Origin of the sequence: Persicobacter diffluens (genome assembly GCF_036244895.1) — a bacterium.
GTDB lineage: Bacteria > Bacteroidota > Bacteroidia > Cytophagales > Cyclobacteriaceae > Persicobacter > Persicobacter diffluens.
Window position 1 is genome coordinate 51,377 of the sequence record NZ_BQKE01000001.1, and the last position, 23,908, is coordinate 75,284.

The following is a 23,908-nucleotide window of genomic DNA, read 5'->3' on the forward strand; positions in this document are numbered from 1 at the left end:
TTTATAAATTACTCCTAACGATTTGATCTATATGTTTATGACTTAAGCAGCTCCAAAAAATGGCCCCGTATTTACAATAGATGGGTCTTTTTATTTCCAATTTTTCAATAGAAATTAGGGCTCACCAAGCTAAAAATCAAAGCGAAAGCTGGACTTTGTTTAAAAGCCGGGTTTTTTACATTAAAATGTTTGTCATTTTTGAATTTACCTAATTTTGTTTGGTTTAGGATTGTTTTAGGGGAAAAATGAATGGAAATACAGACATTTTATGTCTTTCTATTTTTGTTTCCGTATATTGACGGACTAAATAAAAAAATCCCTATTTATTAAAAATACCTTGTGGTTTTTAGCAAATCACTATTAGGTATTGTATCAAATCGTGGGATTTGTTGATAATTTTTTAATCAATTTTCTTTTCGGATCAATGAAAGTCTTAAAGTTTGGAGGAACGTCGGTAGGATCACCTGAAGGCCTGAAGCAGGTAGTGGGGATCCTGAAGGACTATCAGCAAAAAGGAGAGCATATCGCAGTCGTTAATTCAGCGCTCTCCGGTGTGACCAATGAGCTGGTAGCCGTTGGAAAGATGGCTTGTTCGAATGATCCTGCCTATGAAGAGGTATTGGAGTCGATCAAGCAGCGTCATTTTGAAATGGTAGAAACCATAATGACAGGCGAGACGCGAACCCGAGTGACGAATAATATAAAGGTTTTCCTGAAGGAATTAAGCGATCTTTTATATGGCGTTTATTTGATTAAAGAATTATCCAAACGCACCAGTGATTTAGTCCTGAGCTTTGGAGAGCGGATGGCGAGTTACCTGTTGAGTGAATATGCCAGCCAGGAAGGGGTAGCTGCAGAGTTTGCGGATGCTAGGCGCTTGATTGTGACCGATAGCAGTTTTGGAAATGCTCGTGTTTTGTTTGAGGAAACGAATCGCAATATCGGTACGCATTTTTCCAAATCGTCCCATTTGCAAATTGTTACCGGATTTATTGCGTCCACAGAGGATGGCACTACTTCTACTTTAGGAAGAGGTGGTTCTGACTATACCGCTGCCATTGTGGGAGCGGCATTGGATGCAGATTTAATAGAAATATGGACTGATGTGGATGGGGTAATGACCACCGATCCGCGCAGGGTGAAGAAGACCTACTCTTTGAAATCGCTTTCTTATGCGGAAGCAATGGAAATGTCGCATTTTGGAGCAAAGGTCATCTATCCGCCGACTTTGGCGCCGGCCATGTCCAAGAGTATTCCTTTAAGTATTCGTAATACCTTTAATCCTGAATTTGAAGGGACCTTAATTTCAAAGGCTTCTTCTGATTGGGGGTATGATGTGAAGGGCATTTCTTCTATTCAGGAAGTGGCTTTGGTAAACTTTCAGGGCAGTGGAATTATGGGCGTGCCGAATGTACCTAATCGCTTATTCAATGCGCTTTCTGAGGCGGAAATTAACGTAATCTTCATTACCCAGGCTTCCTCTGAGCGTTCTATCTCCTTCGCTATTGCGCCCGATGATGGTCCAAGAACCAAGGAAGTATTAGAGCAGGAGTTTAACCTGGAAATGATCAACCATAAAATTGATGCGGTAGAAATTCGCTACGATTTGGCTGTAGTAGCTACGATCGGAGAGAATATGAAGCATCAACCCGGGGTAGCGGCCAAGCTGTTTGGTGCTTTGGGGCGGAATGGTATCAATGTAGTGGCGATTGCGCAGGGAACTTCTGAGCTGAATATTTCTGTAGTGGTAGAGCGTAAGGATTTTTCTAAAACCCTGAATGCGCTGCATGATATTTACTTCCTGTCAACGGAGACCCGTCTGAACCTGTTCATCGCAGGAGTGGGACTGATTGGTTCCACCTTGTTGAATCAGATCAAGGCGCAGTACGATAATTTGTTGAAGCAACACCTGAAGATCAATATCGTCGGGATTGCCAACAGTAAACAATTCCTTTTTGATCTGGATGGTATTGATCTGGACAACTGGAAAGCGGAATTACTGGAAAGGGGCCGTAAAGGGAATATTGATGATTTTGTGACCGAAATGGTGGAGCTGAACTTGTCCAACTCCGTATTTGTGGATAATACTTCCAGTCAGGCAGTAGTGGAGAATTACCAAAGGGTATTGAATAATTCTATTTCTATTACTACGCCTAACAAGCTGGCCAGTTCCGGGGACTTCCTCAAGTTGCAGGAAATCAAGAACACGGCTTATCGTCGTGGGGTGAAATTCTTTTATGAAACGTCTGTGGGAGCCGGTTTACCGGTGATCACCACTTTGAATGATTTATTGAATTCCGGAGACCGTATTCAGAAGATTGAAGGCGTGCTGTCCGGTACACTATCTTATATTTTTAATTCCTTTAAGACCGGGACTTCTTTCTCGGAAATCGTGAAGGAAGCACAGGCCGCCGGATTTACCGAGCCTGATCCACGCGATGACCTGAACGGAATGGATGTACGTCGTAAGATTCTGATTCTTTCCCGTGAGGCGGGTTATCAGATGGACATCTCTGATGTGCAGATTGATGGTATTTTGCCGGAGTCCTGCATGGAAGCGGCGGATGTACCTGCTTTCTTTGAGGAATTGGCGAAGCATGATCACCATTTTGAAGGCTTGTTGAAAGAGGCTGAAGCCGAAGGGAAAGTACTTCGATTTATCGCCAGCATGGAAGGTGGTAAGGCATTGGTTGCTTTGAAAGCCGTAGGCCCGGAGCATCCTTTCTTTAGCCTTTCAGGTAGTGATAATATTATTTCCTTTACGACCCCGCGCTATTTGGAGCGCCCATTGGTGGTAAAAGGCCCTGGTGCCGGAGCGGAAGTCACCGCAGCCGGTGTATTTGCAGAGGTCATCCGAATCTTTAATTATTTATCTTAGAATAAAAGATATTGAAAAGAGGAGGAGGTCATCAGGTTTCCTCCTTTTTTTGGTCTGAAGGACCAAACATCCCAAATCAGCAACATATCCCAAAGTGAACTCTTAGTTTAAATTTTCACCCCTAATTGAATTTTGTTTATGGAGAAATTATCATCCATTAGCGTTTTCGCCCCGGCAACCGTAGCCAATGTAACCTGCGGATTTGATGTGCTGGGCTTTGCCATTGATGCCCCTGGTGACACCTTGGAACTGACCTTAACCGAAACGGGCGAGGTGCGAATTACGGAAATTACGGGAGACGAAGGGAAGTTGCCATTAGCGGTGGAGAAAAATACGGCCGGAGTGGCGGTGTTGGAGTACCTAAAACACTTGGGAATAAAGCAGGGGGTAGATATTCGCCTGCATAAACAAATGCCCTTGGGTAGTGGATTAGGCTCCTCGGCGGCCAGCGCGGTTGGGGCAGCCTTTGCCATTAATGAGTTAATGGGTGCCCCATTGGAAAGGAAAGACTTACTGCCTTTTGCACTGGAGGGAGAACGAGCTGCCTGTGGCTTTGCCCATGCGGATAATGCGGCAGCGGCATTGATGGGCGGTTTTGTATTGGTAAGAAGTTATGAGCCTCTGGATGTGGTCAATATCAGTGTGCCCGAAGATTTGTTCGTGACCGTGATCCACCCGGATGTGGAGGTACCGACCAAACAAATGCGAAAATTGCTTAAGGAGCAGGTGCCATTGAAAGATGCCGTTACCCAGTGGGGAAATGTAGGGGGACTAATTGCCGGATTGATGAGCAGTGATTATGCCCTGATCGGCCGATCTATGGAAGATGTGATCGTGGAGCCCTTGCGCTCTACCCTAATTCCGGGCTTTCAGGAAGTGAGGAAAGCAGCCATGGAGGCCGGAGCTCTGGGTTTTGGAATTTCCGGTTCAGGCCCCTCACAATTTACTTTTTCCCAAGGGCCTGAAACGGCTCAAAAAGTAGCGGAAGCGATGGAGGAAGTCATTAAATCGCTGGGTTTTACCTATCAGGTGTATGTTTCCAAAGTAAATATGCAAGGCCCTACGGTATTGGCAGCCGAAGCACAGCAGCAATCCACTGTTTAATCCGAATTCTTATTTTTTATGAAACTTTACAGCACAAATAATAAAGATCATCAGGTTAGCTTTCAGGAAGCACTATTCCGTGGATTACCACCGGATAATGGTTTGTATATGCCAACAGCCATTCCTGAATTACCTTCCTCCTTTTTTGAAAAATTACCGGGCCTGAGCTTTCAGGAAATTGCCCTGGAGGTAACTTCCGCCCTTTTATCGGAGGAAGTTCCGGTGGAGGTGCTTAAATCAATTTGCGACGATGCTTTTGATTTTGAAGTTCCACTGGTGGAAGTAAGTCCGAAGGTGTATGCTTTGGAATTATTCCATGGCCCTACCCATGCCTTTAAAGATTTTGGCGCCCGCTTTATGGCCCGCATCATGGGTTATTTCTTGGAGAAAAGCGGCGAGCAGATTCATATTTTGGTCGCCACCTCAGGAGATACCGGTAGTGCCGTTGCGCAGGGATTTTTGGGCGTGAAAAATATTAAAGTGTCCATCCTCTACCCTTCCGGAAAAGTGAGTCCTTTGCAGGAAAAGCAACTGACCACCGCCGGGCAGAATATCTCAGCTTTGGAAGTAGAAGGTACCTTTGATGATTGTCAGGCCATGGTCAAGCAGGCATTCCTGGATCAGGAGTTGTCAAAAAAATGCGGATTGAGTTCAGCAAACTCCATCAATATTGCCCGCTTAATTCCACAATCCCTCTATTATTTCTGGGCTTATGGGCAATTGCAAAAACAGGGATTACCGGTGAACTTTTGTGTACCCTCCGGGAATTTTGGAAACCTGACCGGTGGTTTGCTGGCCAAGAAAATGGGGCTGCCGATAAAGCATTTTATAGCCGCTACGAATGTAAATGATATTGTTCCGCAATATCTGGAAAATGGCCAATATGAGCCACGCCCTTCCATTGCCACCATTTCCAATGCCATGGATGTTGGGGCACCGAGTAATTTTGCCCGAATGCAAGCCTTATTTGGAGACTCTTGGGAGGAAATGAAAGCGGAGATTTCCGGCTATGCCTTTGATGATGACACTACCCAGGAAGTGATGGTACGCATTCAAAAGGAATGTGACTACCCGCTGGATCCGCATGGTGCCGTGGGCTATCTGGCCATTGCCGATTTTCTGCAGGATAAAAATGAAATCGGCGTTTTTCTGGAAACAGCGCATCCGGCCAAATTTCATGAGGTGGTAAAAGCGACAACGGGTCTTCAGCCGGTCATTCCCCCTAAACTGGAGGCATTACTGGAATTACCCAAAGAAAGTCGATTAACGCCTCCTACTTTTGAAGCATTGAAAGCTTATTTGGTAGAATAACCGACAGCTATTTGGCGGTATTTTTCCGGTAATTATTCTAAGTCTTTTGGATTTACCCTATTATTGTCTTTGATGATAGGGAAACTTAAGAAATTAAATATATTTGGCGGCTTATGGCTGGTGCTGTTTTTACAGGCCTGTCATGAACCGCGACGCCCCAAAAACCTGCAACTGGAAACTTTTGAGCTGGAGGTGCCTCCATTCAGGAAGTTGAAAGTGGAAGGAAACTTTGAGGTGGAGATTCAACCCTCCAATCGTAATTATGCCCTCTTTGAAGGAAATGAAGAGTGCTTGAAGGCGATAGTGATGGACTGGAAGGGAGACACGCTTCTGATTGCTTTGGAAGCAGGTTTTAAACCTTTGATAACGCCCCGGCTTTGCCTGGATTACCAGCGAATGGATGGTATCTATTTAATGGGGAACGGAAAGCTGGAAAGCCCACAGCCATTGATATTTGATCATTTGGAAGTGGTTTTAAGTGGCCTGAGCGACTTGTGCCTGACCCTGGATGTCCTCTATTTGAATATGGAGATGGAAGGGGCCGGAACCATGCAATTAGAGGGCCGTGCCCGGAGAGTAAAGGCGCAATTGTTAGGCGCCGGGGGCTTACGGGCAGCAGACCTGTTGATGGATCAGGCGGAGATACAGGTGAAGGGCATGGGCGGAGCTATTGTCCGGGTAGCGGAAGAGTTAAAGGCCGAAGTGAGTGGTATTGGTGGCATTTTATGCTTGCAAAAACCAGTGGTTTTGAAGCAAAAAGTTACCGGAGCCGGAAGGGTGGAGATTCAGGAAGAGAATGAAAAATTGAAATAAATAAAATATGGAAAATCTGGATGCACTCAGACAGAAGATCGATGACATTGACGAGCAAATGCTCCAATTGTTGAACGATCGGATGGAAGTGGTTAAAGAAGTAGGACATTTAAAAGCGCACCATAAAACGGTGATCTATCGTCCGGAGCGTGAAAAAGCAATTATTGACCGATTGGCGAAATTGAGCAAGGGGTCTTTTAACCGCTCGGCCATTGAAGCAGTCTTTCATCAGATTTTTGCCATTAGCAGAAATCTGGAATTGCCGGAGCGCATCGCCTATTTGGGGCCGATGAATTCTTTTACCCATCAGGCTGCTGAGAGCCGATTTGGTGCATTGTCAGAATATTTGCCCTTAACGACTATCTCCAAGGTTTTTGATGCCGTAAGTACCGGAAAAGTACGCTTTGGCGTGGTGCCTATTGAGAATAATCAGGAAGGAATCGTGGCCGACACCATCGACTTATTGGGAAAACATGATCTCAATATTGTGGCAGAGGTGGCCATGCCGATTCACTTTGCTTTTGGAACGAAAGAGAATTCGGTCAAAAGCATCAAGAAGATTTACTCTCGTGATATCGCCTTTCGTCAATGTAAAAGCTTTTTGGGAGAGTTTTTCGAAGAAGGACAAGTGGAACTGATTCCGGTGAACTCTACTTCTAAAGCGGTGAAAATGGCAGCGGAAGAAGAAGGTGCAGCAGCCCTTTGTTCGCATGTGGCAGCCAGAGAATATGCTTTACCAATTCTGTATGAAAACGTTGAGGATTCAGAGGATAATTTCACTCGCTTCCTGATTTTGGGTAAAGAGATTGTTAATAAGCAATCCGGTAAGGACAAAACCACGATTCTGGCCAAAATCGGAGATAATCCGGGTGCCTTGGTGAATATGCTGCAGGATTTTTATCAGGCGGGCATTAATCTGACCAAAATCGAGAGTCGTCCGGCTAAAGAAGGAAAGAACTTTAAATACTGGTTCTTCATTGATTTTGAAGGCCATATTGAAGATGAGTCCGCCAAAGCGGTAATGATGGTGAACCGGGACAAGATTAAGTTCCTTGGGAGCTATGTACGGATGTGTTAACCCGAATTATTCACCGCTAGATTTAGTGATTCATCATAAACGTCTTGAAATCAGGTTATTTCGATTAGTTTTGTCGAATTATCAATAGCTCAAATTTGGGTATGCTTGCTTTCTCCTCATTCATCTGCTTCGTTGGGAAAAACTCGAAATAGGAAACTATTCCTTCATTTTTCCCGCCTAGCAGCTAAACGAGGATTTAAGCATAAATAATCCGGGTTAATAGCCAATAAAAAATAAAAAAAGGGAGATCCGATTCAATTCAGATCTCCCTTTTTCATTTTCAGGCCTGAAAATTTTCGTGCCCATTACAAATCTGCATGGAAGGATGAAGCCTGACTTTTCCGCTATCATCCAATACCACTTTATTTCTTCCCATCAGGAATTCCAACGCTTCTTCTTTGGGGAAAGGAACACCCGAACAAGCCATGAACTGCACATCAGCACCCCAATTTTCAGCAATAGCCGTTTCAAGGCCGGATGCATTCCATTTTCCATTGTTTTGTTCTACCAGGAAGATAACCTCGTGAATATGCTTTATATTGTTCATCGTAATTTAGTTTATTGAAGACCCTACAATTTTCCGCAAATCAAAATTGCCAATGATATGACCGATGTCATAAGGGAATTAATTCCTGAAAATATACTAAGAGAAAATGGTGCCCAATTAGTGGAAGGAGCCCGTGGAATGGAGATTTTTTCAGAAGGAGAAGCTCCTGTTTTTTACTATCAGGTGGAAAGTGGTGCCGTGAAAATGGCTCATTTTGCAGAAGACGGACGGGAATTCGTCCAGGGGGTCTTTCATAAGGGGGAAAGCTTTGGCGAGCCGGCAATTTTTGGGGATTTCCCCTACCCTTCCGGTGCTTTCATGTTGGAAAAAGGCAGGTTGTGGAAATTGCCTTCCGAAAAATTGATGGCATTATTGGAAAAGCGGCCTGATTTGCATTTCAAATTCACCCGTAATTTATCCCACCGCCTGCGCTATAAGGCCATTATGCAAAGCGAAAATGTGGGCGCAGCACCGCAGCGGATTCTGCGATTGATCGAGTATTCGATGGAACAGGCCCGGGAAAAGAAACCCTTTCTCGTGCCTTTAACTAGGCAGCAAATCGCTGATCTGACCGGACTGCGGGTTGAAACCGTCATTCGGACGATCAAAAAACTGGAGCAAAAAGGGGATTTGGAAATAGCCGATAAAAAGGTCTGGCTCAAATAAAAAAAAGGGAAGAGGCCAATGACCTTTCCCTTTTCGTATCGTTTATTTCTACTATTTCTGTTTTGGAGTATACTAGCAAACATTAAGCCAATGTGGGTAAACCCCTGGTGTTTTTAGAAATTTGATAATCAAAATCCCAGCTTGATCTGATCCCTGCCTTTTTTGGGTTTCAGAATAAAACCAGCCTCTCCTTTTTCCAGTGAATATTTGATCACACGGTTTCCCCCTGTGGGTTTGGCATTGGTATCCGACTCATTATACAATGGAAATTCTCGTACCAGCAAATCATCCTTAATGTAAAAGCGATCATGGCCCATATAGCCTTTGGCAAGATCCTCCGTCATTTCCGGCATATAAATCGGCCCGAAAGATTTATCGCCGAAGGAAGCAAAAGCATGCACTTTTCCATAGGTGCCTGAACCGATGGAATATTCAAACAGATAGATTTCCTGAAAGCCATCACCGTTTAAGTCAGCCTGATAACCTTCACGTACAATACCTTCTATCTTAGTCGTGAAGGGATCTTTCATATTTTCAAAGCCTTCCGGATTGATGGTAATCAGGTTATCCGTGGTGGTATTGGGAATATGGACCATCATTTTGACCTTACCTAAATCGAAAGCTTGCTCAAAGGCCACCGCCCCTGATGTTTTTTCTTCCTTTGAGTTTTCCGCCTTTGCTATGGCTTCTTCTCTATCGCCTTGCTGCTCTTTTTCCTGACATGCAATGAAAAATACAAAAACGAATAAGTATAATAGTTTGGTGCTTAGGTTATTCATGATAAACAGAACTTTTGAATCATAAAAATTGCCAAAAAAAGAGAAATAAAAAAGCACCTGACCAAATTGGCCGGTGCATATTTACTTTTATCATTAATACAAATGCCGGAAAGTGTGTGGCCAAACTATCGTGGGACAATCTGATTCGCTGCCATCATAACCTCTCCGTCTTTTGTGAAAATCTCAGAACGGGAGAAAAAGAACATGGCTTCATTGAGGGCATTTTCATCACTATCAGAGCCATGAACCGCATTTTTGCTGACAGATTCTGCAAATAATTTACGAATAGTGCCGGATTTGGCCTCTTCCGGATTCGTGTTTCCTATCAGCGCCCGGTAGGCCTCTACTGCATTTTCTTTTTCCAAAACCGCCACCACGATAGGGCCGCTGGTCATGAATTCCACCAATGACTTAAAGAAGGGACGGTCGCGGTGGATGCCGTAAAAAACCTCCGCTTGTGCAGTTCTGAGTTTGATCATTTTCATGGCTGCAATACGGAAACCGGCTTCGGTGATTTTGCTGAGGATAGGCCCGATATACTCATTGCTTACCGCTCCGGGCTTTATCATGGTGAAAGTTAGATTACCTGATTCCATACATTAAATACTTAGTGGTTATGTTGTTTTAATTAAAATTTGAGGATTTTATTGAGAAAAGCAAGTGTTATAGCTTCAATATTTGCATCATTTTATGACATTATTAAAAGGTGTTTATTGTTATAAATTTTAGACTTTATTTGAGTTGATTGCTGATCTTTTTGAAGTAAGATAAGAATAAGTCTATTTTTTTTATGGAGCAGTTTCCTTAATGAGCACAGAATAGTCGGATTTTGAGGGTTTTATCATGTCTTTAGTTTCTTATTAATGCTATTGAATATCAATTTTTTGCAAAAATAGTCTGCATGCAGAACAAATTTTCGTTATATTAGGTTAAGACGCTGTGAGTATGAAGAAAGAAGAAACTGTAGATTATATTTTTAAAGCCACCTGGCATGCCATCTCCCGGATGTATAATAAATATGCTTCCTCCCAGGAGATAACGACCTCCATTGGTTATGTGTTACTGAACATCCACCCCACCGAAGGTATGCCCGCTACCAAAATCGCCCCTTTAATGGGCTTGGAAAGTCGGTCACTGTCTCGCTTACTTAAAAATATGGAAGACCGGGGGCTGATTTACCGGGAAAGAGACAAGTATGATAAAAGGTCAGTTTTAATATTTCTGACTGAAGAGGGCCGCAAGAAAAGAAGCGTTTCCATCGCTACGGTGAAGGCCTTTAATCATGAGGTAAGAGATAAAGTAAGTGAGGAAGAGCTGGCTACTTTTTTCCGGGTGTCCGGAAAAGTAAACGAGGTGGTGGATGCAAGCTTAAAGAAGAAAACTAACCTGTTGGCAGATTATCAGTCCGCAGACCTGAAATAAAATTCCCTTAAACTAAACCCAAAACAAAATTTTTTACCACACCATGAACCGATCAATCAAAAAAGCAGCAATCCTGGGCTCAGGAATTATGGGCTCCCGCATTGCTTGTCATTTGGCCAACATTGGCGTCGAGGTGCTTTTGCTGGATATTGTTCCTCGGGAACTTTCCGAAGCGGAGCAGCAAAAAGGCCTGACGATGGAATCCCCTCAGGTGCGTAATCGCATTGTGACGGAGATGTTCCAAACCGCCGTAAAAGCTAAACCCGCTTCCCTTTACGATAAGTCATTTCAATCACGCGTAAGCCTTGGGAATTTCGATGATGATATGTCGAAAATCAAAGAGGTGGATTGGATTATTGAAGTGGTGGTGGAAAATCTGGAAATCAAGAGAAAGGTTTTCGATCAGGTGGAGCAGTTCCGTAAGCCGGGTACTTTGATCACTTCCAACACCTCCGGTATCCCCATTCATTTAATGTTGGAGGGCAGATCGGATGATTTTAAAAAGCATTTCTGCGGGACGCACTTCTTCAATCCCCCAAGGTATTTGAAATTGTTGGAGATCATCCCGACGCCATATACTGATCCGGAGATTGTGGACTTCTTCATGAAATACGGAGATGTTTATCTGGGTAAAACCACTGTGCTTTGTAAGGATACCCCTGCATTTATTGCCAACAGAGTGGGGATTTATGCCATTCTAAAAGTGGTGGATTCCATGCAGAAGCTAGGGCTGAATATCGATCAGATTGATAAACTTACTGGTCCGGTGATCGGTCGTCCGAAATCTGCCACCTTCCGAACTTCTGATGTTGTGGGTTTGGATACGCTGGTGAAAGTAGCCAACAACCTCTATGCGGCCCTGGAAAATGATGAAAGCCGGGAGACTTTCAACCTGCCACCGGTGATCAATGAAATGATCGAGAAAAAATGGCTGGGAGATAAAACGAAGCAAGGCTTTTACAAGAAAACTAAAGACGAGAATGGTAAGAAGGTCATCCTGACACTGGATCTGGAGGATATGGAATACAAGCCCAAACAAAAGGCTTCCTTCCCTACCCTTGAAATGACCAAGCCGATTGATGATGTTAAGGAGCGATTTAAAATATTGCTTTCCGGAAAAGATCAGGCCGGGGAGTTTTACCGCGATTCCTTCTTTGGCTTGTTCCAATATGTGTCCAATCGCATTCCGGAAATCACCGACGAGCTCTACAAAATTGATGATGCCCTTTGCGCCGGTTTTGGCTGGGAAGTAGGTCCGTTCAAGACCTGGGATTTGGTAGGGGTTCGCAAGACCGTAGCGAAAATGGAAGCCGCCGGCTACAAGCCAGCCGATTGGGTTTATGAAATGCTGGAAGCCGGACATGAGTCTTTCTTCAAGGCAGAAGCCGGAGCAACGACCTTCTATGATATTCCATCCAAATCTTTCAAAGGCATTGCAGGTACAGAAGATTACATCATTTTGGATAATCTTCGCGAGAGCAATGTGGTTTGGAAAAATTCAGGTGCTTCCATTTTTGATATTGGAGATGGCGTATTGAACCTGGAATTCCATTCCAAAATGAATACCATGGGCGGTGAGGTGATCGAGGCCATTAATAAAGCCATTACCCTTGCCGAAGAAAAATATACCGGATTGGTCATTGCCAATAATGGGCAAAACTTCTCCGCTGGAGCAAATCTGGCCCTGATCTTCATGAATGCCATTGAGCAGGAATACGATGAGATCGACTTCATGATTGCGGCCTTCCAAAAAACCATGATGCGCGCTCGTTATTCTTCCGTTCCGGTAGTAGTAGCACCACATGCTTTAACCCTGGGTGGAGGTTGCGAATTGACGCTACATGCGGATCGCGTACAAATGGCTGCGGAGACCTATATTGGTTTGGTGGAAGTGGGCGTTGGTTTGATTCCTGCTGGTGGTGGAACCAAGGAACTGACACTGAGGGCAGCAGACCGTTATGTGGAAGGGGATGTGGAATACAATGCCTTGCAGGAGGCTTTCATGTCTATTGCAACCGCTAAAGTGGCTACCTCCGCTCACGAAGCCTTGGGAATGAATATCCTGAGACCGATCGATGGCATTACCTTGAGTAAGAATCGTCAGATCACGGAGGCCAAAGCGACGGTATTGAAGTTGGCGGCAGAGGGCTACACCCAAAAGCCACAGCGTACTTTCAAAGTACAGGGACGTGGAGGAATGGCGATGTTCTACGCCGGAGTGAATGGCATGAGAATGGGGAATTATATCTCGGATCATGATGTGAAGATCGCCCATAAAATCGCCCATGTGATGTGTGGTGGTGATTTGTCTGCTCCTACAACGGTGACCGAGCAATACCTGTTGGATTTGGAAAGAGAAGCCTTCCTGTCCCTGACCGGAGAGAAGAAAACTCTGGAAAGAATACAGGCCATTTTAAACGGTGGTAAGCCGTTACGCAACTAATATCCCTTTACCAAACGAAAAAGAAATAATCATGAATGCATATATCGTTGCCGGTTATCGATCGGCAGTAGGAAAGGCGAAAAAGGGCGGTTTCAGGTTTACCCGTCCGGATGATATCGCCTCGGATGTCATCAAGCACCTGGTGAATCAGGTGGATGGTTTTGACACCAAAAGAGTGGATGATCTTATCGTGGGTTGTGCCATTCCGGAAGCAGAGCAAGGCATGCAAATGGGGAGAATGATTTCTTTATTAGCATTGGGCATTGAAACTCCGGGTTTCATCGTGAACCGTTATTGTGGTTCCGGTTTGGAGGCGATTGCAATCGCGAGTGCCAGAATCCATGCCGGGCAGGCAGAATGTATCATTGCCGGTGGAGCAGAGTCCATGTCGATGGTGCCGATGATGGGTTTCAAAACGGCTTTGAACTATAACATTGCCAATGAGACGCCGGATTATTATACCTCCATGGGATTGACTGCGGAGCAGGTGGCTTTGAAATATGAGATTAGCCGGGAAGATGCCGATCAGTTCGCATTGAATTCTCATCAAAAGGCTTTGGCAGCTTTGGAGCAACAGAAGTTCAAAGACGAGATCGTACCGATTTCGATTGAAGAGGTTTACCTCGATGAAAAAATGAAGCGCAAGAGCCGTTCATTTGTGGTAGATCAGGATGAAGGACCTCGAGCTTCCACCATGGAAGCCTTAGGGAAATTACGTCCTGCTTTCGCTATGGGCGGGCAGGTAACCGCTGGTAATTCCTCTCAAACATCCGATGGTGCTGCTTTTGTCATGGTGATGTCAGAAGCCATGGTGAAAGAATATAATCTTGAGCCTATAGCCCGTTTGGTGAGCTATTCCGTGGCCGGAGTAGCGCCTAAATTGATGGGGATCGGGCCAGTGGAGGCGATCCCAAAAGCCTTGAAGCTGGCAGGTTTGCAATTGGCAGACATCGAGCAAATCGAGTTGAATGAGGCTTTTGCTGCTCAGGCTTTGGGCGTGATAAAAGGCGCGGAGCTGAATCCGGACATCGTCAATGTGAACGGAGGAGCAATTGCCCTGGGACACCCACTGGGCTGTACTGGTGCCAAATTATCGGTTCAATTATTTAATGAAATGCGTCGTAGAAATCAGAAATACGGAATGGTAACCGCCTGCGTGGGTGGTGGTCAGGGTGTAGCTGGTGTTTACGAACTACTCAAATAAGTCCGACAAGGACAAATTCACACATATTTGAAGGGAGGCGATTGTCAGTCCGCCTCCCTCCCCTTTCGAACAACAAAATAAACTATACCCTATTATGGAGACCCTGAACAAAGAAAAAAAAGCCATTAAAGGAGGCGAGTTCCTGATTTCCGAAACCTCCCCTCAAGATGTTTTTACGCCCGAGCAGTGGAGTGAAGAACAAAAAATGATAGCGCAAACTTGTACGGATTTCGTGGAGCATGAAGTATATCCTAAAGTGGAGGAGCTTGATGCGATGAAAGATCCGGAGTTGATGCCGAATTTATTAGATAAATCCGGTGAGTTGGGATTATTGGGAACTTCCATTCCGGAACAATATGGTGGCTTTGGGATGGACTTCAACACCTCCATGTTGATCGCAGAGAAAGTAGGTGCAGGTTACTCCTTCGCAGTAGCCTTGTCGGCACATACCGGCATTGGTACCCTTCCGATTTTGTATTATGGAAATGAGGACCAGAAAGCCAAATACCTGCCAAAATTGGCCACCGGGGAATGGAAAGCTTCTTATTGTTTGACCGAGCCCGATTCCGGTTCTGATGCCAACTCCGGTAAAACAAAGGCGGACCTTACTCTGGACGGTAAACATTATTTGATCAATGGTCAGAAGATGTGGATCACCAATGGAGGTTTTGCCGATGTCTTCATTGTATTTGCTAAAATAGAGGACGATAAGAACCTGACGGCTTTCATCGTGGAGAAAGGCTTTGGTGGGGTGACCATGAATGAGGAAGAGAAAAAGATGGGAATTAAAGGTTCTTCTACCCGTCAGATTTTCTTCAACGACTGTAAGGTGCCGGTCGAAAATATGCTTTCAGAGCGTGAGAATGGTTTCAAGATCGCTTTGAATATCCTGAATATTGGTCGGATCAAATTGGCTTCTGCTACCTTGGGAGCCGCTAAAGGGGTGATCAAAAATGCTTTGAATTACTCACAGGAGCGTAAGCAATTCGGGAAATCCATTGCGGAATTCGGGGCAATAAAACACAAGCTGGGCGAAATGATGGCACGGGTTTATGCTTCGGAAGCCGCCACCTATCGTGCCGGACAAAATATTGATGACGCCTATGATGCATTGGTTGCCGGAGGAATGGAAGAAGGGGAAGCTAAATTAAAGGCAGTAGAAGAATTTGCGATTGAATGTGCCATGTTGAAAGTGCACGGCTCCGAGACTTTGGATTTTGTAGTTGATGAAGGTGTTCAGGTATATGGTGGAATGGGCTATTCTGCAGATGCGCCGATGGAAAGAGCTTATCGTGATTCCCGTATCAATCGAATTTTCGAGGGAACCAATGAAATCAATCGCATGTTGACCATCGATATGTTGTTGAAAAGAGCCATGAAAGGTAAACTGGATCTGATGAGTCCGGCTATGGCGGTAGCCAAAGAGCTCACTTCTATTCCGGATTTCGGTGGAGATGATGACGAGCGTGTACTGGCCGCCGAGCATAAATTGATCAAAAACCTGAAAAAAGCAGGATTGATGATTGCCGGAGCAGCCGTACAGAAGCTGATGGCCACCCTGAAAGATGAGCAGGAAATTCTGATGAATCTGGCGGATATGCTGATTCAGGTTTATGCTTTGGAATCGGCCGTATTACGTACGGAGCGCATTATTGAATCTGAAGGAGCCGGGGCCGCTAAAGTGCATATTGAAATGGTGAAAGTTTATGCGCATTATGCAGTAGATGAAGCCACAAAGGCGGGTAAGCAAGCCATTTATGCTTTTGCGGAAGGCGATGAAATGAGAATGATGCTCATGGGCTTAAAGCGCTATACAAAAGTGCAGCCTCATAATTTGAAAGTAGCCAGAAGAACCATTGCTGATTATTGTCTGGATAAGGGGGATTATCCTTTCAATTAAAAGAATTTAATGGTGTGTGATGCTTCCCTTTTTTCAAAGGGAAATAAAACCGGTCTGTTTGGGCCGGTTTTTTTATTTTTTTATTAGATATTGATGAATAATGGATTTTTATGTTCATTAATAGAAAAATGCGTTTCCGTGATTTCACTTACGTTTTTGTGAACCCAAAACCATGGAAAGTATTATTTGATAAAAACCCACATTAAATCTTATTATGAAAATTAGAAGAAATCTTTTGGCGGTGCTGTTCGGCGCTTTAATGGTGCTTTTCGGAACAGGACTTAGTTCCTGCGCAAAAAAGACCTATAACTCTTATGGGAAGAAAAAAACAATTAAAGACAAAGGAAGAGGACATACCAAGTATAAAACGATCTATTAAGTTATAAGGGGTTGCTTTCCAGTTCTTTAAGTCCTGTTTTATGCAGGAAATAGTAATTGGATATACTGGAATTGACAATTTTTCTTAAATTGCGAACTGATAATCATCAGGTAGAAGCGAAAAAACATGATTTCCGAAGATATTAATAAGCAAGGTAAACTTGCCAAAGTGGGATGGATTGCCAAAATGGAGAAAAAATGGGAGTTGGATAGCGCCTGGCAGGTGTTGATTATTCTTTTGGTTTTTTCCCTGACGGGTTCCACGGTAGTCTGGCTTAGAAAAGGACTCTACTTTGCATTGGGGTATGACGAAACCACCCCAATGTGGTTGAAAGTAATTACTTATTTGGTTTTTGTATTCCCCTCTTATCAGATTTTAATCCTAGTCTACGGATGGATCTTTGGACAATTTGATTTTTTCTGGAAGAAAGAGAAAAAGATGCTTCAAAGAATGAGACTGATGAAAAAGGAGAAGCAATAATACTTCGAAATAAAGAAAGGTAAGCAGAAGCTTACCTTTTTGTTTATACCTGTTTTTTCTAGCCCGAAATATTCACCGCTAATTTATTAAGACGCGCTTAGGGGGCGTGTGCCAGCTCATTGGTTGATTTTGCTGATTTTTTAATCGCTCAAATAGAGTTTAGCCTGCTTTTTCTTTATTTAGCGGCCTCCTTGGAAAAAACTCGAAATAGGGAATGATTCCTTCACTTTTTTCCGCTTTAGCTAAACGGAGGTTTATGCATGTATAATCCGGCTCAGGCATGCCTCATTCGGATTAAAGATCATAAGCATCGTACTTTTTCCACCACTCCTTTCTTTTGGCCTCTGTCCAGCTATAGCTTAATCGAAACGCTTCTAATTGATCAATAACCTCCTCAATATTCGCTGGCCGGTCTTCCATATCATAAGCCATACAGCTGAATAGGAAATCAATAAAGGCCTGTGGTTGATCATGAAGTTGGTAAGCTTCTAAATTGATCATGCTCGGAGATAAGGGCTTGCCGCCCAGGTTACTCTGGGAAAGCATATCAATCAGTAATTTTTTTCCCATCAGGAAAAAGCCGATGGCGCCCAAAGCGTAAATATCCACCCGGTGATCTGCCAGTTTCGGATTGGTCATTCTTTCCGGGGCCAGATAAGAGGGGGTTCCCGCTACCTGATTCAGCTGCGTGATCTCTTCGGTATTGCGCATGTCCTTCACCAAACCAAAATCCAGTACTTTTACGAAATCAGGCTCACCGCCAATCTTGCAAAGCATAATATTCTGTGGTTTGATGTCCCGGTGCACCAAGCCCATCTGGTGCGCTTCTTTTAATGACTTGGAGATTTGATAAAGGATATGTAAAATTCGCTCTACCGGTTGCTCCCCATGCTGATTCACTAACTCCTGAAGGGAAATCCCATCCAGATATTCCATGGCATAATAAAAGCGACCATCTTTGGTGTAATTGTAATCATACACACGAATGGTATTCGGATGAGACAGGCGCGCCACTAATTGTACCTCTCGTTCAAATCTTTGCAGGTGCTCCGGCTGGATCAACTCTTTTTTAAGGACCTTAATCGCGGTAGGTCTTCTCAAAAAAGCATGCTCTGCCAGAAAGACTTCACCAAATCCTCCTTCTCCAATTTTTTTCTTGATCACATAATGCCCCATTTTATTGGCCTTGCTGACCTTTTTCTTTAAAAGCGAAATATTCACATTGCTATTAAAAAGTAAAATGGAGAGTATAATGATGACGATGAACATCGGGAAATATACAATTCGGATGTATCGGATGGGAGCAAAAACTTCCGTAGCTTCCACCTCAGTGGCAACACCGAAGCCATATTCCGGAAGCCAATACCAGGCCCCCACCATCTCTTTTCCTGCATAATTGACATAGGGTTCCATCAAGGCTCCGAAAGTGAGAGAGTCTGATCCAAAAGACGCTTTTTCTTCTAATGCCGCCTGTACAATTTTGACCAAATCACTTTTCTTTTCCGGGTCTCTCATGGTCAGAACGTTTTTCTTGACCAGGGTATCTTTCTTGGACTTTATCAGTCCTACCTTGTCTAGCTCAGTGATGGTTTTGGATATCAATTGCCCCTGATCGTCAAAAGCATAGGATTCTCCTCCTTTTCCTTCCAGGGCTATATTGAACAATTTAGAAAACTGAATCTCGGGATCCATCGCCACCGCAATACCTCCAATTACACGGCCGTTTTCATCCCGTATGGGAGCGCAGAAATAACAGAAAGTATTGGTCGGTCCATCGGAAATAATGGTATTTTTTTCTTCCTGATAAGGAGGTAGAAAAACAGCTTTACCTTCTCGAATATCGGCCAATATTCCCATTAAGTCTTTGGCGATATAGGTGCCTATGACTTGACTTTGAGGCACGTAAGGGATTTTGGGATTACTGGAATGGAAGGCCACAATCGCCCCACTCAGGTCCAGCAAGGCAATAATAGAGGTATTGTTCCGTTCCGTTAGATTATTTAATAAGGCACTGAAATCATCATGCGCTTTTACTGCGAATAGGCTATCCAGAAAGGGAAGGTTATTGGCCGCCTCCAGAATTTCAACAGAGATATTTCGCAATTCAGTACTGTCATTAACTTCTCTTTCAATTTCTGTCAGGCGACTTTCTACCCAGGAACTCAAAATTTCATGGTGGGCAGTAAGGATGGATTTCAACTCCTTCCGCTGTTGGTCTACAATTTGTTTCCTAACACCGCTTCTGAAAAGATTTCCGCAAAAAGAAATGAATAACAAACAGGAGATCAACACCATTAAACGTACCCTTTTGGGGAGTAAGAGCTGGTTTCTCCATTGCTCTAAAAGGGTGTGTTTTTTGTTTTTGGTGAATTGGGTATCCGCACCAACCCTTTGGATGATTTTAGCACTCTGGGTGCTGGTTTTAGGCTCCTCAACGAAATTTAATAGCGATAATACCTCTTTACGCAGGGCTTCATCACCTGCGCATAATTCCCGTACTTTAGGCTCCACCTCATGAGGAGGTAAGTCCATTACCTGGGCTAAGATATCACTTACTTTTTCGTGGTTATTTTGGCGCATATTGCTGAGTATAGGTGGTTAAGGACCTAAAAAAGAAATCTGGATTTATCCTTTCACAAAAATCAAGCCGATTCCTGCTAGATAAATATACGAAAAGTGACAAAATGAGGTCAATAGCAATCTTGATGGCCATTTACTCATTAATTGTTCCTTGTTTTTTCAAAACTAAAGGAAATTATTATACGAAAGATTAAAAAAAAGCCGTTTTCAGTTAAGAAAACGGCTTTTAACAATATTTAACTGTTTGATTAACCCGGATTATTCATGCTGAAATCCTCGTTTAGCTGTAAGGCGGAAAAAATGAGGGAATTTTTCCTATTTCGAGTTTTTTCCAACGAAACAGATGAATGAGGAGAAAGCAAGCTTGCCCAAATTGGGCTATTATAATTCAAAGAAAATAAGCTTTAAAGACTTGAAATTATGTCACTTGTGTTGGCTTGATAAATTTGGCGGTGAATAATTAGGGTTAAATATCACACTGGCCGGCCATACAAGCTAATTCCTGAGCGGCCGTGGTATAATCTTCTTCCTCAAAACGGTAAATTTTCGAGAAATCAATTTCAGGGAATTCCGCACTTAATTTTTCATAAGTGGCCTGGTCAATTTCCACATATGGCATTTGATCAAATTGAGCATCATAAGCCGGAAGGAAGGTCATGCCTCCAATACGATTTTGATTTTCCCATACCCAACGAATGATATCCAACACTTCATCCTGCTTATAGGTGATGGTCACCGAAGGGTTATGTTCCGTATAATTTGATTTCACCCTTAACCAATATTCGCACTGCTCCAGTGCAGAGCGGTCATTGCGGGTAACTGCGCCTTCCGGAGCTTTGACCGGGAAGTGTGCCACCCAGGTTGTGGCATTGTCGGCAGTTTGTCCATTCTCCGGATCCATCGGTACGCCTGAGGTCTTCAATACCTTGTAAATAGGAGTGGCGGCGCCTACCCTTACATTTCGAATATAATATGGCGCCCAGCGAGAGTGAATACCCGGTGAGCAATTCAATAGTTGTGAGGAGTTGCCGGAGGGCTTCACACAAGTAACAGAAGCCGACTGGTTGATACCAAGAACCATCGCATAACGCGCATTTACATCCACGGCCAAATCTCTTAATTCTGCCATCACTTTTGGATCCTGTGCTAATGGGCTGTCCAATTGTCCGTTGATGTCCACACCCAACAAACGCTCTTCCTCACAGTTCTTTCTCCATTGTTCACGAAGCCCGGGGAAGTGAGTGGCCATTGATTGAATTGTTCCAATGATGGTGGCTAATTCTACTTTTTCTTTCAGGTCTTCCAATGAATCTTCCGGACGGGCCACCGCTACGGAAAGGTTACAGAATTCAAATGGACGAAGGATGATTTCTCCACAAGGATTGGTTCCAAAGCGCGCCTCTTTTCTTCGTTCAGGCATGGTCGCAATGGCTGCTTTTCGGTTGAAAATACCAGGCTCACCACGCTCAGAATGTACCATGTCTAACATGTATTTGGCAATTTCTGCCTGAGACAATTCACGATCCGGCCATACCGCAGAGTTATTGGCGTTCCAGCGCTGTGGGTTGGTTCTCCAAAAATCCCCGTCTTTAGAATGACGCATCGCGTCATCATCGAAATCGAAAAGAGAAATCATTGCCGTACGGCGTACTCCACCGGATACTGCGGCTGAACCAATCGCACACATAATGTCGTGCGCATCCAATGATCTTAGGAAGCTACCCTGGCGTGCAATAATTCTCGCTCGGGCGAAATCCAGCATTTGACGCAATGGCTCTGGGCCGGAAGCACGGCCACCTTTAATGCGCAATACCGCACCTGCCGGGCGAACTAAAGAATAATCAAATTTAATGTCATAACCTTTGAACCAGGCATCCAGTCCAGCTCTTAGAGATTCTCCCCAACCCTCAGTCGTATCTTTGACCACGTGGGTAGCCAGCGTTTGTCCTTTTTGTCGCTTAATTCTTGGGAATTTTTCAATATGTTCGTTCTCCACCGAGAAGCCTACGCCGCAGCCCGCCATTGAGATCAACAGGGCTTCCACAAAGGAGTCCATGGAATCTACTGGTAAGTAAGAACAGTTGTAAATGGACATATTGTTACGACGCGCCGCCGGGCCCGCCATCGCCAATAGCCTCATCGAAGGCATTACACGCATCTCCAGAATGCCTTTGCGTAATCTTTCATAATCGGAGGCAGGTAATCTGCTCTCAGATAATTCCTTCATGAAATCCACCGCCCGGTCAACGGTTTCTATCCAGGTTTCTCGTCGGCCTTTTTCATAGCCAAAACGGGAGTATTTATCGTAAAATTGAAATTTTTGTAGTTGTGTGGGGAAGTAAACGTCTGATGCCGCAAAGTCTTCTTTTACTTCCTGCGGTATTGGGCGACTTTCACGCATTTTTGCATGCTCAGCACGATAAAGGATGTAGTGCTTTGCCGCTGCGTATTCTCCTTCCGCCTGAAGCGTCATCTCCACAATATCCTGAATATTTTCTACCGTCGGTACATCGTACTGTGCAGAGACAATATTGACCACTCTTTCAGTAAGACTGTCAATGAGGGTCTTCAATTCTGACGGCTGACGGCCCACATTCGCAAAACATTTATCCAATGCATTGGCAATTTTTTGTGGGTCGAAAACGACGCGCTTTCCGTTTCGTTTTACGATATGTTTGGGTTGGATCACTTTTACTTCTTTTTGTTCTTGGTTCAGGGTTTGAGTGGCGGCGTTCTCGGACATGGGTCTCTCCAATATTTTGGGTGAAAAATTGATTTATCACCGCCCACTTCACGACAAAAGTAACGACTTGTGGGCGGATTCGGTGTTTTTGGAAGTAGAGCAGCCAAAAAAGTGGAGACTATAGCTAAAAATAGTACAAAATGGTAAGAGACTGATTTCTAGCGTCGGTTCAAATTTGGGGTGTTGCTCTTTCTGACAACCGTAACCAAATGTAATAAATCTCTTCAAAGAAAATAAAGGGGAGTTCATGATGGCTTTTAACTTCTTTAAAAATTAATAAAACCCCTTTTTAGGTACTTTTTCAAATTTAAATATTAATATTTCAATTGGTATCGATGATTTTGTGCCGCCAAAGCTTTAGGATATAATAATTTAGAGGAGGATTTCGAGAATCATAACATGCAGGTAATTTAAGGCTCAAATTTGCCTTAGCCCTTCGGTTACTGGTATTTTGGCCTTCGATAAGAGAAAAAAAGAAAGGGTTGTGAGAATGAAATAAAGTTTAAAAAGTGCAAATTCCTTTTTGTTAAAAAATCTTTACGCTTGCTTGTGTTAAAAAAAGAACAGCAAAAAGTGAAAGCTTCTGCTGTTCGGGGATGGATTATGAAAATGAGTAGCTATTCTACCACTATTTTTTTCTGATAGGCTTTTTTTCCCTGGATGATTTGCAATCGATAGTGACCATTTTGGAGATTTTGAGTGGAGATAGCGCCTTCATAATGGCCGTCAAAACCATTGTATTCTTCCTGATAGAGGGCTTGCATTTCAGCGTCTAATAATTGGATCAGCGTATTTTTTGATGGAGCGCTAAAGCTGAGCTCAATTTGACCGGGACTGGCCTTTAATTGAATTCTTTCCAAAGGGAGGCTTTTCCATTTGCTTTCGCTTTGTTCAGCCTGATTAAGGTCTGCAATTTTTACTGTTCTATGGTTTCGGGAATGGGGAGGATGGAAAAAAATATTTTCCTGAAAAGCGGTGTTTTGTTTGGCCTCCGCCAGGGCGTTGGTGGTGGTTTCAATGATTTTTTCAATTTCCAGCTGGTTCAGTTTTGTTTTTTCCAGCTGCTTCATCAGTTTTTCTTCCATGGCTTTTATTTCTTCTTCCGTTGGGAGTTCCTCTAGCTGGTTTTTCCAGACCAATACATCCGCCACTGCGGAGTCCCCCTCAGTGATAAATACAAAAGGATGCGTCATACTGTCCTCTAAAACCTTCACCTGCTTCATCTGTATATGCACCATGGAATCCAGTTTTTCATGATCAAATTCGAAATTAAAATCCATATTGAATTGCGCTCCGGAATCCAATGCAAAAGGGAAGTGAAAAGCTTCTTCCCCATGCGGGAAAGAATGCATTTGGAAATCTGCCATGCCGGCTTCCTGCATTTCTTTTTTCAGTTTCTCCCGATCTTTTTGCATGGCCTCAGGGCTGTCGTATTCGCGTTCAATGGTGACCTTATTACCTTCCTGGTCCACGGTCATCATTTTGAGGCTGAACTTTTGTGAAGCTTCCTGCGCCAATAGCGGAAGGTTCATGGACAGGAGGCACAAAAGGAGGAGTTTTAGCTTTTTCATAGGGCTGGTG

18 protein-coding genes are annotated in these 23,908 nt (G+C 43.8%); 12 read left to right on the forward strand and 6 right to left on the reverse strand.

Translation table 11 applies throughout. The features are described from left to right. Positions 1–424 precede the first annotated feature (424 nt). From thrA to pheA, 5 genes are all read left to right on the forward strand, one after another. On the forward strand, positions 425–2,878 hold the full coding sequence (gene thrA, locus AAA970_RS00205; protein WP_338235540.1) for a bifunctional aspartate kinase/homoserine dehydrogenase I: 2,454 nt from the start codon (positions 425–427) through the stop codon (positions 2,876–2,878). Between the two features lie 138 nt (positions 2,879–3,016). Beyond that, on the forward strand, positions 3,017–3,982 hold the full coding sequence (locus tag AAA970_RS00210; RefSeq protein WP_338235541.1) for a homoserine kinase: 966 nt from the start codon (positions 3,017–3,019) through the stop codon (positions 3,980–3,982). 18 nt (positions 3,983–4,000) lie between these two features. Next, positions 4,001–5,293 carry a threonine synthase gene (gene thrC, locus AAA970_RS00215; protein WP_053406359.1) on the forward strand — a complete coding sequence of 431 codons (1,293 nt, stop codon included), beginning with the start codon at positions 4,001–4,003 and terminating at the stop codon, positions 5,291–5,293. 72 nt (positions 5,294–5,365) lie between these two features. Continuing rightward, entirely contained in the window at positions 5,366–6,106 is a 741-nt protein-coding gene (locus AAA970_RS00220) for a GIN domain-containing protein (protein WP_338235542.1), read from the forward strand. 7 nt (positions 6,107–6,113) lie between these two features. Next, on the forward strand, positions 6,114–7,184 hold the full coding sequence (gene pheA / locus AAA970_RS00225; RefSeq protein WP_053406357.1) for a prephenate dehydratase: 1,071 nt from the start codon (positions 6,114–6,116) through the stop codon (positions 7,182–7,184). Between the two features lie 280 nt (positions 7,185–7,464). Here pheA and AAA970_RS00230 read toward each other — a convergent pair whose 3' ends face one another. Beyond that, positions 7,465–7,731 (reverse strand): DUF2492 family protein, encoded by a 267-nt coding sequence (locus AAA970_RS00230; protein WP_053406356.1) that lies wholly within the window; start codon positions 7,729–7,731, stop codon positions 7,465–7,467. A gap of 57 nt (positions 7,732–7,788) precedes the next feature. On the opposite strand from AAA970_RS00230, the gene AAA970_RS00235 reads away from it, so the two are divergent. Continuing rightward, entirely contained in the window at positions 7,789–8,397 is a 609-nt protein-coding gene (locus tag AAA970_RS00235) for a Crp/Fnr family transcriptional regulator (protein WP_338235543.1), read from the forward strand. Positions 8,398–8,525: 128 nt separating this feature from the next. On the opposite strand, the gene AAA970_RS00240 is transcribed toward AAA970_RS00235, so the two are convergent. Both AAA970_RS00240 and ndk read right to left on the reverse strand, forming a co-directional pair. Next, entirely contained in the window at positions 8,526–9,176 is a 651-nt protein-coding gene (locus AAA970_RS00240; protein ID WP_338235544.1) for a hypothetical protein, read from the reverse strand. Between the two features lie 125 nt (positions 9,177–9,301). Beyond that, positions 9,302–9,772 carry a nucleoside-diphosphate kinase gene (gene ndk, locus AAA970_RS00245; protein WP_053406353.1) on the reverse strand — a complete coding sequence of 157 codons (471 nt, stop codon included), beginning with the start codon at positions 9,770–9,772 and terminating at the stop codon, positions 9,302–9,304. A 349-nt stretch (positions 9,773–10,121) separates the two neighbouring features. Between ndk and AAA970_RS00250 the strand changes: the two genes are divergently transcribed. The 6 genes from AAA970_RS00250 to AAA970_RS00275 all read left to right on the forward strand — a co-directional run bounded on the left by AAA970_RS00250 (position 10,122) and on the right by AAA970_RS00275 (position 17,004). Then, on the forward strand, positions 10,122–10,598 hold the full coding sequence (locus tag AAA970_RS00250) for a MarR family winged helix-turn-helix transcriptional regulator (RefSeq protein WP_053406352.1): 477 nt from the start codon (positions 10,122–10,124) through the stop codon (positions 10,596–10,598). A 43-nt stretch (positions 10,599–10,641) separates the two neighbouring features. Continuing rightward, positions 10,642–13,041 (forward strand): 3-hydroxyacyl-CoA dehydrogenase/enoyl-CoA hydratase family protein, encoded by a 2,400-nt coding sequence (locus AAA970_RS00255; protein ID WP_338235545.1) that lies wholly within the window; start codon positions 10,642–10,644, stop codon positions 13,039–13,041. A gap of 31 nt (positions 13,042–13,072) precedes the next feature. Further along, positions 13,073–14,245 (forward strand): acetyl-CoA C-acyltransferase, encoded by a 1,173-nt coding sequence (locus tag AAA970_RS00260; protein WP_338235546.1) that lies wholly within the window; start codon positions 13,073–13,075, stop codon positions 14,243–14,245. Between the two features lie 94 nt (positions 14,246–14,339). Beyond that, complete coding sequence (locus AAA970_RS00265; RefSeq protein WP_338235547.1) at positions 14,340–16,145, forward strand: acyl-CoA dehydrogenase family protein; 1,806 nt, start codon at positions 14,340–14,342, stop codon at positions 16,143–16,145. A gap of 214 nt (positions 16,146–16,359) precedes the next feature. After that, the gene (locus tag AAA970_RS00270; protein WP_157601115.1) at positions 16,360–16,524 is read left to right on the forward strand and encodes a hypothetical protein; all 165 of its coding nucleotides are present in this window, start codon (positions 16,360–16,362) and stop codon (positions 16,522–16,524) included. Between the two features lie 126 nt (positions 16,525–16,650). After that, positions 16,651–17,004, forward strand: a complete 354-nt coding sequence (locus tag AAA970_RS00275; protein WP_060685055.1) for a DUF6787 family protein — start codon at positions 16,651–16,653, stop codon at positions 17,002–17,004. A 294-nt stretch (positions 17,005–17,298) separates the two neighbouring features. Here the strand turns inward: AAA970_RS00275 and AAA970_RS00280 are convergent, their stop codons facing one another. The 3 genes from AAA970_RS00280 to AAA970_RS00290 form a co-directional block, all read right to left on the reverse strand. Beyond that, positions 17,299–19,584 (reverse strand): protein kinase domain-containing protein, encoded by a 2,286-nt coding sequence (locus tag AAA970_RS00280; protein WP_338235548.1) that lies wholly within the window; start codon positions 19,582–19,584, stop codon positions 17,299–17,301. 466 nt (positions 19,585–20,050) lie between these two features. Next, positions 20,051–22,327 (reverse strand): ATP cone domain-containing protein, encoded by a 2,277-nt coding sequence (locus tag AAA970_RS00285; protein WP_053406346.1) that lies wholly within the window; start codon positions 22,325–22,327, stop codon positions 20,051–20,053. 617 nt (positions 22,328–22,944) lie between these two features. After that, positions 22,945–23,898 carry a hypothetical protein gene (locus AAA970_RS00290; protein ID WP_338235549.1) on the reverse strand — a complete coding sequence of 318 codons (954 nt, stop codon included), beginning with the start codon at positions 23,896–23,898 and terminating at the stop codon, positions 22,945–22,947. Positions 23,899–23,908 lie beyond the last annotated feature (10 nt).